The organism is Vibrio cidicii (assembly GCF_009665415.1).
Lineage (GTDB): Bacteria > Pseudomonadota > Gammaproteobacteria > Enterobacterales > Vibrionaceae > Vibrio > Vibrio cidicii.
Window position 1 is genome coordinate 1,619,699 of record NZ_CP035921.1, and the last position, 16,076, is coordinate 1,635,774.

The window sequence follows — 16,076 nt, forward strand, 5'->3', positions numbered from 1 at the left end:
AAGCAAAACACTGAGTTAGCGTAAGAGCTGGCGCGGCAAATAAAAAATATAGTCAAGGACTTGCACTGCAGCGAATGGATTTCGCAGCAATGATCAACATTGAGAGGTTGACCAAAGTTTGACAACGAGAAAAATCGGGAAAATTACTGCGGCGATCCGACCTGAACGCGATCTCGTCGAGTCTCGTTCTAGAAAGCAAATGTAAAAAAGCCCCGTCATTACTGACGAGGCCTTAAATGGTGGTCGGTGAAGAGGGATTCGACGCAGCTGGGCTTCCAGACCCCGACCCGAGCGCGATCACGTCGGCCTAGTTTCTAAAAGCAAATGTAAAAAGCCCCGTCATTACTGACGAGGCTCTAAATGGTGGTCGGTGAAGAGGGATTCGACGCGGCTGGGCTTCCAGACCCCGACCCGAGTGCGAGCACGCCGGAGCCTAGTTCCAAAAAACAAATGTAAAAAAGCCCCGTCATTACTGACGAGGCTCTAAATGGTGGTCGGTGAAGAAGGATCCGACGCGGCTGGGCTTCCAGACCCCGACCCGAGTGTGAGCACGCCGGAGCCTAGTTCCAAAAAACAAATGTAAAAAAGCCCCGTCATTGCTGACGAGGCCTTAAATAGTGGTCGGTGAAGAGGGATTCGACGCGGCTGGGCTTCCAGACCCCGACCCGAGTGCGATCACGTCGGCCTAGTTTCTAAAAGCAAATGTAAAAAGCCCCGTCATTACTGACGAGGCCTTAAATAGTGGTCGGTGAAGAGGGATTCGACGCGGCTGGGCTTCCAGACCCCGACCCGAGTGCGAGCACGCCGGAGCCTAGTTCCAAAAAACAAATGTAAAAAAGCCCCGTCATTGCTGACGAGGCCTTAAATAGTGGTCGGTGAAGAGGGATTCGAACCCCCGACCCTCTGGTCCCAAACCAGATGCGCTACCAAGCTGCGCTATTCACCGACGAATGGGGTGGCTAACGGGATTCGAACCCGCGACAACCGGAATCACAATCCGGGACTCTACCAACTGAGCTATAGCCACCATCAATTTGTGTAACCGGCTGTTTGCCGAACTAGTCACGCTATCAAAGCCTAACTATTAAATAGTGGTCGGTGAAGAGGGATTCGAACCCCCGACCCTCTGGTCCCAAACCAGATGCGCTACCAAGCTGCGCTATTCACCGACGAATGGGGTGGCTAACGGGATTCGAACCCGCGACAACCGGAATCACAATCCGGGACTCTACCAACTGAGCTATAGCCACCACTAAAATTTTTACCGATAAAACCTTCCGGAAATGGCGCGCCCGAAAGGATTCGAACCTTCGACCTTTGGCTCCGGAGGCCAACGCTCTATCCAGCTGAGCTACGGGCGCATGCCCTATCGGCGGAGTGGAATAATACGTAGTTCACACTATATCGTCTAGTACTTTTTTTAGTTTTTTTTCCGTTTGGTCTCTTTTTCATCAGTTGTTTGCGAATAAACGATCCCTTGTGATGTGATTTAGCCCTTGTAGCTGATAAGTTGTTGTTTATTGCAACAACTTATCGGGATATAATCACCCAATATTTACATTGATTTAACAGCCGTGACCGCCGTTAGATCAAAACCGCACTCTAACTATATAAATGTAGGTGAAATTAATCACTTACCCTGGGAATGTGAAGTGAGTTTAATGGATATGTCTCGACGAATGATTAGCGTTTTGTTCGCTGCTTTAACCTTTTCTACGGCGGCTTTTGCTTCCAATGTAAGTCAGTCTGAATATGATGCCATCGCAGAGCGCATCAAGCCAGTCGGTAATGTGTATCTGGCGGGCAGCGAGCCTGTGGTAGCAGAACCAACCGGCCCTCGCGATGGCGCGAAAGTGTACGGTACTTTCTGCATCGCTTGTCACGCCACTGGGGTGACTGGCGCGCCTAAAACGGGTAATGCAGAGGACTGGGGTCCACGTATTGCTCAAGGTAAAGAGGTGTTGAAAAACCATGCGCTCAACGGCTTCAACGCCATGCCTGCCAAAGGTACTTGTATGGATTGTTCCGACGACGAAATTGTTGCCGCAATTGAGCACATGATCGCTGGCCTATAAGAGCCATCAACATGATTTAGGGCTTGGCGATAGACCAGGCCCTTTTTATTACTTTTTGTTGAACATCGCACGTAGATTCGCAATGTGGGCTTGCCCTTTTGCCATACGCTCTTCTTGTGTTACTGGCTTTTTCATGGCCTCCCATTCGACATCATCAAAAGGCAACTCATCGAGAAAACGACTTTGCGTGGGTTTGAGTAACTCGCCATATTGGCGGCGCTCTTTACACATCACAAAGGTTAACTCTCGTTGCGCTCGGGTAATGCCGACGTACATCAAACGGCGCTCTTCCTCAACGTTATCTTCATCAATACTGGTTTGATGGGGTAAAATTCCCTCTTCGGCACCAATTAAATAGACATAAGGGAATTCAAGCCCTTTCGAAGCATGCAAGGTCATCAACTGCACCGCATCGCTGTCATCGTTTTCTTCACCGCGCTCCATCATGTCGCGCAGTGTCAAACGTTGCACTACTTCCTTCAACGTTTTCTCTTCTTGGTCGTAATTGTCGCCTTCGAGATCCGATACAATCCAAGAATAGAGATCGGAGACGTTTTTCATGCGCATTTCCGCCGCTTTAGGGCTGGTCGAGGTTTCGTATAACCAGTCTTCATAGTGGATATCTCGCACTAGGGAGCGAACCGCTTCAACGGTATCCCCGCGCTCTGCCTGATCGGCGATGGCCACTAACCACTGAGTAAAACGGCGTAAGTTCTCCAACCCTCTGCCCGTCAAATGCTGTTCCAGTCCAAGTTCAAAGCTCGCTTCAAACAAGCTTTTCCCGCGCATATTGGCGTAGCTACCGAGTTTTTCCAGCGTCACTGGGCCTATCTCACGTTTCGGCGTATTGACGATGCGTAAGAAAGCATTGTCATCGTCTGGATTCACCAAGACACGCAAGTACGCCATGATGTCTTTGATTTCAGCCCGAGCAAAAAATGAGGTGCCGCCAGATAACTTGTACGGTACTCGGTTTTGCATCAGCGATTTTTCAATCAAGCGTGACTGATGGTTACCCCGGTACAAAATGGCGTAGTCGCCATAGTCGGTACGATTGAGAAATTTATGCGCAATGATTTCGCCAGTCACGCGCTCCGCTTCGTGCTCGTCATTGTTTGCCAGCAGGACTTTAAGTTTCTCTCCATCGGGGATTTCCGAAAATAATGACTTTTCGTAAACGTGGGGGTTATTCGCAATCAATATATTGGCAGCGCGCAAAATCCGGCTGGTCGAGCGATAGTTTTGCTCCAGTTTAATGAGGCGTAAATTGGGGTAATCTTGGCCAAGTAGAACCAAGTTCTGTGGTTTAGCGCCGCGCCAAGAGTAGATGGATTGGTCATCATCACCCACGACGGTTAAGCGGCCCCTTTCGCCCACCAGCAGTTTCACCAGTTCGTATTGGCTGGTGTTGGTATCTTGATACTCATCAACCAACAAATAACGAATCCGATTCTGCCAGTAGTGGCGCACTTCTTCGTTGTTACGCAGTAAAAGTACCGGAAGTAAAATTAAATCGTCAAAATCCAATGCGTTATAAGCGCGCATCTGTTTCTGGTACATTTCAAAACAAAAAGCAAAAAGTTGCTGCTGCTCACCTTGCGCATACGCTTTCGCTTGCTCAGGGCTCAACATGTCGTTTTTCCAGTTTGAGATAGCACTCATTAACTGGCGTAAGAGATCTTTGTCACCATCAAGCTGCTTTTCCGTCAGCTCTTTGAGCAGTGCTAACTGATCCTGGTCATCAAACAGAGAGAAACCGGATTTGAGCCCCAAATGTCGATATTCACGTTTAATAATGTTTAGCCCCAAAGTATGAAATGTCGAGACCATCAACCCTTTCGCTTCCGCTTTTCCCAAGGTTTGGCCGACGCGCTCTTTCATTTCCCTTGCGGCTTTATTGGTAAAGGTGACCGCGGCAATATTGCGCGCCTTATAACCACACTGCTGCACCAAATAGGCGATTTTGTTGGTGATCACTCGGGTTTTACCTGAACCAGCACCAGCAAGGACTAAGCAGGGCCCTGATACATATTTAACGGCTTCGTCTTGTCTTGGGTTCAGTTTCATTGCGCTATCTACGTTCAATATAAAGATGGCGCTTATGATAATGCGACCCTGTACAGATTGCCATGACCACCCCGAATTAGATTGTTACTCATTAAATGAGATATTTTCTTGCCAGAATGCTGATTGTTTACGCTATAATGAATGAACGTTCATTCATTGATAAGGTTAATTCTTTCATGGTGAATTATGTCTCCAGATGAACATTTCGATAAACGACAGCAAATTTTGCGTGCTGCCGAAAAGCTTGTCGCAGAATTTGGTTTTCAAGGTTTATCGATGAGCAAGTTAGCCAAAGAGGCGGGAGTCGCAGCAGGGACTATCTATCGGTATTTTACCGATAAAGAACACCTGCTGGATGAGTTGCGACTGCGCATTACCCGTCGCGTCGCCACAGCGGTACAAGCCAATGTGAGTGACGACATGCCACTGAAACAACGTTATCGCACAATGTGGTTTAACACTTGGAATTTAGCGGCATCCAATCTGTCTACAATCAGCAACCGAGCTCAATATGATTCACTGCCCTGCTCAAGTAGTCCTGCGACTCGAGAACAAGAAAAGCAGATGTTTCACCAAGTGTCTCGATTGTTTAATCAGGGCAAAGAGCAAGGATTATTCAAACCTTTGGATAATGAAATCCTGTTTGCTCTGAGCCTAGAAACCAGTATTCAGTTGTCTAGAAAACACGCATTCGGCCTCTATCAGCTTGATGAATCCGCACAGGAATCGGCTGTTGAAGCAAGTTGGGATGCCATTATCAATCACTAATTGGAGTTCTTAAAAGAATGAAAAAGTGGACCTTCTTTATGTTACTTATCGCCATTCTGCTGTTTGGCAGCGTGATAGGTTTCAATCTCTTCAAACAGCAGAAAATCGCCGAATACATGGCAAACCGTCCTGAACCAGAGTTTCCGGTGACCGTGGCCGAGGTGAAAGCCGTCGACTGGGTGCCAGTGATCGAAGCGATTGGCTTTATCGAACCAAACCAAGGGGTGACGGTTGCGAATGAAACCAGCGGTGTCATCAAGCAGATCACGTTTGAATCCGGCACTCAGGTAAAAGAAGGGCAACCTTTGATTTTGCTCGATTCTGATGTCGAGAAAGCCAACCTGAAGAGTGCACAAGCGAAACTGCCTGCCGCGCAAGCCAAGTACAAACGTTATCAAGGGCTGTATGAGAAAGGCTCTATTTCTAAAGAGTCCTATGACGACGCAGAAGCGAACTACTATTCACTGCAAGCGGATATCGAAAGCCTGAAAGCGTCGATTGATCGCTTGGAAGTCAAAGCGCCGTTCTCCGGTGTGATCGGTATTCGTAATGTGTATCTTGGTCAATACCTCCAAGCAGGCTCTGACATTGTGCGCCTAGAAGACACCAGCGTGATGCGTCTGCGCTTCACCGTGCCACAAACTGATATCTCGCGCATTTTTATGGGCCAAGAGGTCGACATTTTTGTCGATTCTTACCCACAAACACCTTTCAAAGGCTCGATTACAGCCATCGAACCAGCTGTCAGTGTGCAAAGTGGCTTGATCCAAGTGCAAGCCGACATCCCGAACAACGATGGCAAACTACGTAGCGGTATGTTTGCGCGCGCCAACATCATCTTACCGAAACAAGAAAATCAGGTCACTTTGGCTCAAACGGCCATCACGTACACTTTGTACGGTGACAATGTTTACATTGTGACTGAACAAGATGGCGTTAAGCGTGTGCAACAACACGTGGTCAAAGTGGGCGAGCGCACACATGACATCGCGCATATTCTGGAAGGCGTGAAACCGGGTGACATCGTGGTCACCTCAGGACAAATTCGTCTGAGCAATGGTGCGAAAGTCCGTATCGTCGAAAGCGATGCGACCACAACACCAGCCGAAACCCCAATGCTTTAAGCGGAGGCATCATGCGCTTTACTGATGTTTTTATTAAACGTCCAGTGCTTGCGGTATCGATCAGCTTTTTAATTGCACTGCTTGGTTTTCAAGCCGTGTTTAAAATGCAAGTGAGCGAATACCCTGAAATGACCAACACGGTCATCACTGTGTCAACTGGCTACTATGGTGCCAGTGCCGACCTAATCCAAGGCTTCGTCACACAGCCTTTGGAGCAAGCTGTAGCACAAGCTGACAACATCGACTATATGACTTCACAATCGGTACTGGGTAAATCGACCATTACCGTCAACATGAAGCTCAATACCGATCCGAATGCGGCTTTAGCGGATATTTTGGCCAAAACTAACTCCGTTCGCTCACAGTTACCAAAAGAGTCTGAAGACCCGACAGTGACAATGTCGACTGGTTCGACAACAGCGGTACTGTATATCGGTTTTACCAGTGATGAACTGGAGTCGAGTCAAATCACCGACTATCTCGAACGTGTAATCAACCCTCAACTCTATGCCATCAATGGTATCTCCAGCATCAACTTGTATGGTGGGATGAAATATGCCCTGCGTATCTGGCTGGATCCGGCAAAGATGGCTGCACTAAACCTGACGGCTACCGACGTCAACAGTGTCTTGAGCGCCAACAATTATCAGTCGGCGACAGGTCAGGCGATTGGCGAGTTCGTACTGTACAACGGCAGTGCCGATACACAAGTATCGAATGCTGAAGAGCTGAAACGCTTGGTGGTGAAAGCCGAAAACGGCAACGTAACCCGATTGGGCGACATTGCCAAAGTCACCTTAGCCAAAAGCCATGACACCTACCGTGCCAGTGCCAATGGTCAAGAAGCCGTTGTGGCTGCGATTAACGCAGCGCCAAGTGCGAACCCAATCAACATTGCCAAAGATGTGTTAGACGTGTTGCCAGAATTGAAAAAGAACATGCCTAGCAACATCACCATGAACGTGTTGTATGACTCCACAGTCGCGATCAATGAATCGATTCATGAAGTTATCAAAACCATCGTTGAAGCAGCGTTAATCGTACTGGTGGTGATCACCTTATTCCTTGGTTCATTCCGCGCAGTTCTTATTCCAATTGTTACCATTCCTCTGTCACTGATTGGTGTGGCAATGGTGATGCAAGCGATGGGGTTCTCTTGGAACTTGATGACACTTCTAGCAATGGTATTGGCGATCGGTCTGGTGGTGGATGATGCGATCGTCGTACTCGAGAACGTTGACCGTCATATTAAAGAGGGCGAGTCTCCGTTCCGTGCAGCGATTATCGGTACGCGTGAAATCGCGATTCCAGTCATTGCGATGACCCTGACATTAGGGGCAGTATACGCGCCAATCGCGCTGATGGGCGGCATCACAGGTGCTCTGTTTAAAGAGTTTGCTTTAACATTGGCAGGTTCAGTATTCGTTTCCGGTATCGTCGCACTGACGCTCTCACCAATGATGTGTTCGAAGATGCTCAAGGCCAATGAGACACCCAACCGCTTTGAGCAGACAGTGCATCACTTCCTTGATCGCATGACTAACCGCTATGGCCGTATGTTGCAAGCGGTGATGGCACATCGCCCTGTGGTGTTGGCGTTTTCAGTGATCGTTTTCGCTAGTTTGCCCATACTGTTTAAGTTTATTCCGAGCGAACTTGCTCCGTCAGAAGATAAAGGCGTGGTAATGTTGCTGGGAACAGGACCTTCCAATGCCAACCTAGACTACCTCTCAAACACCATGGCAGACGTGAACAAAATTCTCTCTGATCAACCAGAAGTTCAATTTGCACAGGTGTTCACTGGCATTCCAAATACCAACCAAGCATTTGGTATTGCGTCAATGGTACCTTGGAGCCAACGCGAAGCCAGCCAAGCGGAAGTGACCAACCGAGTCGGCCGATTGGTACAGGATATTCCAGGCATGGCGGTAACCGCTTTCCAGATGCCTGAACTACCCGGTGCAGGTTCTGGTTTGCCAATTCAGTTTGTCATCACCACACCGAATGCGTTTGAAAGCCTGTTCACCATTGCAACCGATGTCCTTGGTGAAGTGCAATCTAGCCCACTGTTCGTCTACTCAAATCTCGATTTGAACTACGATTCGGCGACGATGAAAATCAACATCGACAAGGACAAGGCTGGTGCCTATGGCGTCACCATGCAAAACATTGGGATCACATTGGGCACAATGATGGCGGATGGTTACGTCAACCGCATCGACCTCAATGGCCGTTCGTATGAAGTGATCCCACAAGTTGAGCGTAAATGGCGTCTTAATCCAGAATCAATGAAAAACTACTATGTTCGTGCGGCGGATGGAAAAGCAGTACCACTGAGTAGTTTGATTACCATTGATGTGGTGGCAGAGCCACGCGCACTTCCTCACTTCAACCAGTTGAACTCAGCCACTGTCGGAGCAGTACCGTCTCCGGGCACGGCAATGGGTGATGCGATTACCTGGTTTGAGAACATCGCCGATACCAAGTTACCGAAAGGCTATAGTCATGACTACATGGGTGAAGCTCGCCAGTACGTAACCGAAGGCAGTGCGTTGTACGCAACGTTTGGGTTAGCGTTGGCCATCATCTTCTTGGTTTTGGCAATACAGTTCGAATCACTAAGAGATCCCATCGTTATCATGGTCTCGGTGCCACTCGCTGTATGTGGAGCACTCATCGCATTAGCTTGGGGTGCTGCGACCATGAACATCTACTCACAAGTTGGGTTGATCACCTTGGTGGGCCTAATCACTAAACACGGTATCTTGATTTGTGAAGTAGCGAAGGAAGAGCAGTTACACAATAAACGCTCGCGTATCGAAGCAGTGATGGAAGCGGCGAAAGTGCGTCTTCGTCCAATTCTGATGACCACAGCTGCGATGATCGCGGGCTTGATCCCACTGATGTACGCCACAGGCGCAGGCGCAGCCCAACGCTTCAGTATCGGTATTGTTATCGTTGCAGGCCTCGCGATTGGTACTCTGTTTACACTGTTCGTACTGCCAGTTATCTACAGCTACTTAGCAGAAAAACATAAGCCACTGCCTATCTTTGTCGAAGATAAAGATCTAGAGAAACTCGCGCGAGTTGACGAAGCCAAAGCGGCACAACGCCAAATTGCAGAGCAGCAGTAACCTTTCAAAGGCTTAACAAAAGGTCACTTCGGTGACCTTTTTTATTTTGCTTGTTGCGCATTTTTACCCTCTCACTAGCGACTTTTGTCATCCAATTCCTTAGAATGAGCTCAAAGATACAGGAGTTAACCCCACATGTTTGATGCCAAAAAGCTAGAGCAGATCGCCAAGCAAATCCATGATTCTATGCCACAACCCGTGAAAGATCTGGGTTCTGATGTTGAGCAAAAAGTTCGTCAAGTCATCCAAGGACAACTGAACAAGCTCGATGTTGTTAGCCGAGAAGAGTTCGATGTGCAAACGCAAGTTCTGCTGCGTACACGACAAAAACTCAGTGAAATGGAAAAGAAACTGGCCGAGTTAGAAGCAAAGCTAGCGGATAAATAACCACCCAGTTCATCCTGACACTAAATGAAAAGGCTTGCTCATAAAATGAGCAAGCCTTTTATTTTGATGTTGTGTTTGATTTTGTATTTATTGACCCCAGTCTGTCTGGAGTTCTGTGGTAGAGAATGAAGATGAATCTGCGTTGAGTTCACCTTCATCCCCTCCTAAATTTTTCTCAATTAACCGCCAACTGCGATACGTTTCATGTCCGTCATGTAACCACGCAGTTCCTCACCGATGTACTCAACTGGATGGTTGCGGATGACTTCGTTGACCTTGATAAGCGTCGCATTATCAACCTGATTGGAGGTTTCACCCAACCCTTTGCCGATCACGTCAGTGCCCACTTTTGGCATAAACTTCTCACGCAGCAGCGGTGTAGCGACATTAGCAAACAGGTAGTTGCCGTATTCCGCCGTGTCAGAAATAACCACGTTCATTTCGTACAGACGCTTACGAGCGATGGTGTTCGCAATCAGTGGCAACTCGTGTAGCGATTCATAGTACGCAGACTCATCGATGATGCCAGAAGCCGTCATCGCTTCAAACGCCAACTCAACCCCAGCGCGCACCATCGCAATCATCAGGATACCGTTGTCAAAATATTCTTGCTCAGAAATTTCCACATCCGTTGCCGGGTAGTTTTCAAACGCCGTCTCACCTGTTTCTGCACGCCAGCCCAGAAGGTTCGCATCGTCATTCGCCCAATCCGCCATCATGGTGCTAGAAAAATGACCAGAAATAATGTCATCCATGTGTTTGTTGTACAGTGGACGCAGTAGATCCTTCAGCTCTTCCGACAGCTCAAACGCTTTGATTTTTGCCGGATTCGACAGGCGATCCATCATATGGGTGATGCCGCCAAACTTAAGCGCTTCAGTCACCGTTTCCCAACCGTACTGCAAAAGCTTACCGGCGTAGCCTGGGTCGATGCCTTCAGCAACCATCTTCTCGTAACATACGATAGAGCCCGCTTGCAGCATGCCACACAGAATCGTCTGTTCACCCATAAGGTCAGATTTCACTTCAGCAACGAAAGAAGACTCTAGACAACCAGCACGGTGACCACCCGTCGCCGCCGCCCAAGCTTTGGCGATATCCCAGCCTTCCCCTTTTGGATCATTCTCTGGGTGAACAGCAATCAATGTTGGTACACCAAAGCCGCGTTTGTATTCTTCGCGAACCTCTGTACCAGGACACTTAGGCGCAACCATCACAACCGTCAGGTCTTTACGAATTTGCATCCCTTCTTCAACCACGTTGAAACCGTGTGAATAACCCAGCGCTGCCCCTTCTTTCATCAGAGGCATAACTGTTTCAACAACGTTTGAGTGCTGTTTGTCTGGAGTCAGGTTTACCACTAAATCAGCTTGCGGGATCAATGCTTCATAGCTACCCACTTCAAAACCGTTCTCTTGCGCATTTTTGTAAGATTGACGTTGCTCGTCAATCGCTGCTTGACGTAATGCATAGGCAACATCGAGACCGGAGTCACGCATGTTCAAACCTTGGTTTAAACCTTGCGCACCACAACCCACAATGACCACTTTTCTCCCTTTCAGATAATCAGCTTCTGTAGCAAATTCGCTGCGATCCATAAAACGGCAACGACCTAATTGGTCCAACTGCTCACGAAGGTTCAGAGTATTGAAATAGTTAGCCATCGGGCTCTCCTTAAAAATCATCCATACTGGTCGGTAGGGCACCTACCGAATAAGTTCATACTAAAACAGGCAGAGGATTGCTGAAAGTGATATATTCACAACCAGTTCTTGCGATTAATGCAACATAAGAGTTCACATGAACATAAAGACATTACAACTATTTCTCCATCTTTGCGACAGCATGAGCTTCAGTAAAACCGCCGCATCTATGCACGTTAGCCCATCAGCTTTAAGTCGCCAAATTCAAAAATTAGAAGAAGAGATTGGGCATTCCCTATTTGTACGCGACAACCGCAGTGTGGAACTTACCCCTGTTGGCAGCAAATTACTGCCTGTCGCTATGCGCATGCTCAACGATTGGCGTCAATTTCAAGCCCAACTCGGCGATCAGGAAAGTGAACTGAAAGGCGAAATTCGCCTGTTCTGTTCAGTGACAGCGAGTTATAGCCACCTACCAGAACTCCTTAATGCCTTCCGTCTTAAACACCCTTATATTGAATTCAAACTGCTTACCGGAGACCCTGCTCAAGCGATTGATAAAATTCTACATGACGAAGCAGACATTGCGATTTCTGCCATGCCCGAGCATCTACCATCACGAGTGGAATTTACGACTATCAGTGAAATACCGTTATCGGTGATTGCCCCCATCGGTATAAGCAATTTTGTTGAAGAAATACAGAAAGAACAACCAGACTGGAGCCGAGTCCCTTTTATCGTCCCTGAAGCAGGAACCGCACGAGACCGAGCGAACAGTTGGTTTAAAAGAATGAAAATTAAACCCAACATCTACGCTCAAATTGCAGGACACGAAGCGATAGTCAGCATGGTCGCTCTTGGGTGTGGTGTTGGCATTGCGCCAGATGTGGTGATCAACAACAGTCCAGTACGAGAAAAAGTACAGCGCTTATCATTTTCTCCAGTGAAACCATTCAAGCTGGGGGTTTGCTGTAAACGCTCACAGCTTGATGACCCATTGGTCCGAGCTTTATGGCGTGTCGTTACATCCAAACTCAGTATCGTCGATTGATAGCAATCTAAATAAAAACACGATCTCAACCAACCTATTATACCAATCTGTAAAATTAACTGGTCAGATTAATCCAGTCTCTTGCACACTTTCTCCACGACATCGTCATAATAGGTAAAACTCTGATTGAAAAGACAATGCTGTCTGAGCCAACCTCCACACTTGTTCTATCGGGTTTAGCTCTGTCATTGATATGCCAACTCGCCCCATCCATAATGATGACAGCATGGAATAAAAAGTGAGCAAGGCATGGAGTCTTTTATGAAGTTGTTCAACGAGCGAAATTCTAGCTACAGAAAAAAGCCTGCTGATTACTCAGCAGGCTTTCTTTATAGTGGCGGAGAGATAGGGATTTGAACCCTAGGTACGCTATTAACGTACGCCGGTTTTCAAGACCGGTGCTTTCAACCACTCAGCCATCTCTCCACAAATTGTCATCGTCAGATTGGTACACTGATAATGTTGTTACACGTATATACGAGTAACCGTATTCAAAGCCTGGCGATGTTCTACTCTCACATGGGGAAGCCCCACACTACCATCGACGCTGTTTCGTTTCACTTCTGAGTTCGGGATGGAATCAGGTGGGTCCAAAACGCTATGGTCGCCAAGCAAATTCTTTCTCTCTATTTCTAGAGAATAATTCGGAAAGCTGTTTCAGTTCTTTTTAACACATTCAAATTTGTTCTTGCTTTGAGTCCACCAAAACCCTTTGGGTGTTGTATGGTTAAGCCTCACGGGCAATTAGTACAGGTTAGCTCAACGCCTCACAGCGCTTACACACCCTGCCTATCAACGTTCTAGTCTCGAACAACCCTTTAGGACAGTTAAACTGTCAGGGAAGACTCATCTCAGGGCTCGCTTCCCGCTTAGATGCTTTCAGCGGTTATCGATTCCGAACTTAGCTACCGGGCAATGCGTCTGGCGACACAACCCGAACACCAGAGGTTCGTCCACTCCGGTCCTCTCGTACTAGGAGCAGCCCCCTTCAATCTTCCAACGCCCACGGCAGATAGGGACCGAACTGTCTCACGACGTTCTAAACCCAGCTCGCGTACCACTTTAAATGGCGAACAGCCATACCCTTGGGACCGACTTCAGCCCCAGGATGTGATGAGCCGACATCGAGGTGCCAAACACCGCCGTCGATATGAACTCTTGGGCGGTATCAGCCTGTTATCCCCGGAGTACCTTTTATCCGTTGAGCGATGGCCCTTCCATTCAGAACCACCGGATCACTATGACCTGCTTTCGCACCTGCTCGAACCGTCATTCTCGCAGTTAAGCGGGCTTATGCCATTGCACTAACCTCACGATGTCCAACCGTGATTAGCCCACCTTCGTGCTCCTCCGTTACTCTTTGGGAGGAGACCGCCCCAGTCAAACTACCCACCAGGCACTGTCCGCGACCCCGATAAGGGGCCAACGTTAGAACATCAAACATACAAGGGTGGTATTTCAAGGACGGCTCCAACGCAACTGGCGTCACGTCTTCAAAGCCTCCCACCTATCCTACACATGTAGGTTCAATGTTCAGTGCCAAGCTGTAGTAAAGGTTCACGGGGTCTTTCCGTCTAGCCGCGGGTACACTGCATCTTCACAGCGATTTCAATTTCACTGAGTCTCGGGTGGAGACAGCGTGGCCATCATTACGCCATTCGTGCAGGTCGGAACTTACCCGACAAGGAATTTCGCTACCTTAGGACCGTTATAGTTACGGCCGCCGTTTACCGGGGCTTCGATCAAGAGCTTCGCTTACGCTAACCCCATCAATTAACCTTCCGGCACCGGGCAGGCGTCACACCGTATACGTCATCTTGCGATTTTGCACAGTGCTGTGTTTTTAATAAACAGTTGCAGCCACCTGGTATCTGCGACTCTCGTCAGCTCCATCCGCGAGGGACTTCACCATCAAGAGCGTACCTTCTCCCGAAGTTACGGTACCATTTTGCCTAGTTCCTTCACCCGAGTTCTCTCAAGCGCCTTGGTATTCTCTACCCGACCACCTGTGTCGGTTTGGGGTACGATTCCATCAAATCTGAAGCTTAGAGGCTTTTCCTGGAAGCATGGCATCAATGACTTCACTACCGTAGTAGCTCGACGTCGTGTCTCAGCCTATAGAGTATCCGGATTTACCTAAACACTCAGCCTACGCACTTGAACCTGGACAACCGTCGCCAGGCCCACCTAGCCTTCTCCGTCCCCCCATCGCAATTTGATCGAGTACGGGAATATTAACCCGTTTCCCATCGACTACGCCTTTCGGCCTCGCCTTAGGGGTCGACTCACCCTGCCCCGATTAACGTTGGACAGGAACCCTTGGTCTTCCGGCGGGGAGGTTTTTCACCCCCCTTGTCGTTACTCATGTCAGCATTCGCACTTCTGATACCTCCAGCATGCTTTACAACACACCTTCAACGGCTTACAGAACGCTCCCCTACCCAATGTTCATAGAACATTGCCGCAGCTTCGGTTTACAACTTAGCCCCGTTACATCTTCCGCGCAGGCCGACTCGACTAGTGAGCTATTACGCTTTCTTTAAATGATGGCTGCTTCTAAGCCAACATCCTAGCTGTCTAAGCCTTCCCACATCGTTTCCCACTTAGCTGTAATTTGGGACCTTAGCTGGCGGTCTGGGTTGTTTCCCTCTCCACGACGGACGTTAGCACCCGCCGTGTGTCTCCCGGATAGTACTTACTGGTATTCGGAGTTTGCAAAGGGTTGGTAAGTCGGGATGACCCCCTAGCCTTAACAGTGCTCTACCCCCAGTAGTATTCGTCCGAGGCGCTACCTAAATAGCTTTCGGGGAGAACCAGCTATCTCCGAGTTTGATTGGCCTTTCACCCCTAGCCACAAGTCATCCGCTAATTTTTCAACATTAGTCGGTTCGGTCCTCCAGTTGATGTTACTCAACCTTCAACCTGCCCATGGCTAGATCACTCGGTTTCGGGTCTAATGCTAGCAACTATACGCCCAGTTAAGACTCGGTTTCCCTACGGCTCCCCTAGATGGTTAACCTTGCTACTAACATTAAGTCGCTGACCCATTATACAAAAGGTACGCAGTCACACCACGAAGGTGCTCCTACTGCTTGTACGTACACGGTTTCAGGTTCTATTTCACTCCCCTCACAGGGGTTCTTTTCGCCTTTCCCTCACGGTACTGGTTCACTATCGGTCAGTCAGGAGTATTTAGCCTTGGAGGATGGTCCCCCCATATTCAGACAGGATAACACGTGTCCCGCCCTACTCGATTTCACTGAACATGCGCCTATAACTACGGGACTATCACCCGGTATCGTTGGCCTTTCCAGACCATTCGTCTAACGCATGTAAAGCTTAAGGGCTAATCCAATTTCGCTCGCCGCTACTTTCGGAATCTCGGTTGATTTCTTTTCCTCGGGGTACTTAGATGTTTCAGTTCTCCCGGTTCGCTTCGCTGCACTATGTATTCATGCAGCGATACTGGCTTATGCCAGTGGGTTTCCCCATTCGGAAATCGGTGACTCAAGTGGCTCTTACTGCCTCATCACCGCTTATCGCAAGTTAGTACGTCCTTCATCGCCTCTGACTGCCAAGGCATCCACCGTGTACGCTTAGTCACTTAACCATACAACCCGAAAGGGTCTTTACGTTAAACAACCAAGGTTGCTATCTCATTATTTGAATGAGCGAGATAGCTTTGATTTGCCGGACTCAATTTTGAATCGTCACTGTAAGTGACATTCCCAAGAACACTTGAATGTGTTTTGTTGGTGCTTGTCTTAAAGACAAACATTGAGAACTTTACAAGCAATCTATCCATAAAGATAAATTACTTTGTCAGC

General features: G+C 48.3%; 8 protein-coding genes, 6 tRNA genes and 2 rRNA genes. 6 read left to right on the forward strand and 10 right to left on the reverse strand.

What is annotated here, in order from left to right:
- Positions 1-869: 869 nt before the first annotated feature.
- The 5 genes from EWA64_RS08330 to EWA64_RS08350 all read right to left on the reverse strand — a co-directional run bounded on the left by EWA64_RS08330 (position 870) and on the right by EWA64_RS08350 (position 1,361).
- Positions 870-946: transfer RNA gene (locus tag EWA64_RS08330), tRNA-Pro, on the reverse strand.
- Between the two features lie 5 nt (positions 947-951).
- A tRNA-His gene (locus tag EWA64_RS08335) sits at positions 952-1,027 on the reverse strand.
- 65 nt (positions 1,028-1,092) lie between these two features.
- A tRNA-Pro gene (locus EWA64_RS08340) sits at positions 1,093-1,169 on the reverse strand.
- Positions 1,170-1,174: 5 nt separating this feature from the next.
- Positions 1,175-1,250, reverse strand: a tRNA-His gene (locus EWA64_RS08345).
- Between the two features lie 34 nt (positions 1,251-1,284).
- Positions 1,285-1,361 (reverse strand) — tRNA-Arg (locus tag EWA64_RS08350).
- A 300-nt stretch (positions 1,362-1,661) separates the two neighbouring features.
- On the opposite strand from EWA64_RS08350, the gene EWA64_RS08355 reads away from it, so the two are divergent.
- On the forward strand, positions 1,662-2,075 hold the full coding sequence (locus tag EWA64_RS08355; RefSeq protein ID WP_061893712.1) for a c-type cytochrome: 414 nt from the start codon (positions 1,662-1,664) through the stop codon (positions 2,073-2,075).
- Between the two features lie 48 nt (positions 2,076-2,123).
- Here EWA64_RS08355 and rep read toward each other — a convergent pair whose 3' ends face one another.
- Entirely contained in the window at positions 2,124-4,142 is a 2,019-nt protein-coding gene (rep, locus tag EWA64_RS08360) for a DNA helicase Rep (protein WP_061893711.1), read from the reverse strand.
- 186 nt (positions 4,143-4,328) lie between these two features.
- Here rep and EWA64_RS08365 point away from each other — a divergent pair, with 186 nt between their 5' ends.
- The 4 genes from EWA64_RS08365 to ubiK all read left to right on the forward strand — a co-directional run bounded on the left by EWA64_RS08365 (position 4,329) and on the right by ubiK (position 9,555).
- Positions 4,329-4,910, forward strand: coding sequence for a TetR/AcrR family transcriptional regulator (locus tag EWA64_RS08365; protein WP_061893710.1), 582 nt, complete (start codon positions 4,329-4,331; stop codon positions 4,908-4,910).
- Positions 4,911-4,927: 17 nt separating this feature from the next.
- Positions 4,928-6,034: an efflux RND transporter periplasmic adaptor subunit gene (locus EWA64_RS08370; protein ID WP_061893709.1), complete on the forward strand. Its 1,107-nt coding sequence runs from the start codon at positions 4,928-4,930 to the stop codon at positions 6,032-6,034.
- An 11-nt stretch (positions 6,035-6,045) separates the two neighbouring features.
- The gene (locus EWA64_RS08375) at positions 6,046-9,168 is read left to right on the forward strand and encodes a multidrug efflux RND transporter permease subunit (protein WP_061893708.1); all 3,123 of its coding nucleotides are present in this window, start codon (positions 6,046-6,048) and stop codon (positions 9,166-9,168) included.
- Between the two features lie 135 nt (positions 9,169-9,303).
- Complete coding sequence (ubiK, locus tag EWA64_RS08380) at positions 9,304-9,555, forward strand: ubiquinone biosynthesis accessory factor UbiK (protein ID WP_039438071.1); 252 nt, start codon at positions 9,304-9,306, stop codon at positions 9,553-9,555.
- Between the two features lie 179 nt (positions 9,556-9,734).
- On the opposite strand, the gene ilvC is transcribed toward ubiK, so the two are convergent.
- The gene (gene ilvC, locus EWA64_RS08385; protein WP_061893707.1) at positions 9,735-11,219 is read right to left on the reverse strand and encodes a ketol-acid reductoisomerase; all 1,485 of its coding nucleotides are present in this window, start codon (positions 11,217-11,219) and stop codon (positions 9,735-9,737) included.
- Between the two features lie 136 nt (positions 11,220-11,355).
- Between ilvC and ilvY the strand changes: the two genes are divergently transcribed.
- Positions 11,356-12,249, forward strand: a complete 894-nt coding sequence (gene ilvY / locus EWA64_RS08390; RefSeq protein ID WP_061893706.1) for an HTH-type transcriptional activator IlvY — start codon at positions 11,356-11,358, stop codon at positions 12,247-12,249.
- Positions 12,250-12,584: 335 nt separating this feature from the next.
- Here ilvY and EWA64_RS08395 read toward each other — a convergent pair.
- The 3 genes from EWA64_RS08395 to EWA64_RS08405 form a co-directional block, all read right to left on the reverse strand.
- Positions 12,585-12,675 (reverse strand) — tRNA-Ser (locus EWA64_RS08395).
- 70 nt (positions 12,676-12,745) lie between these two features.
- Positions 12,746-12,861, reverse strand: a 5S ribosomal RNA gene (rrf, locus tag EWA64_RS08400).
- A gap of 111 nt (positions 12,862-12,972) precedes the next feature.
- Positions 12,973-15,859 (reverse strand): 23S ribosomal RNA (locus EWA64_RS08405).
- Positions 15,860-16,076 lie beyond the last annotated feature (217 nt).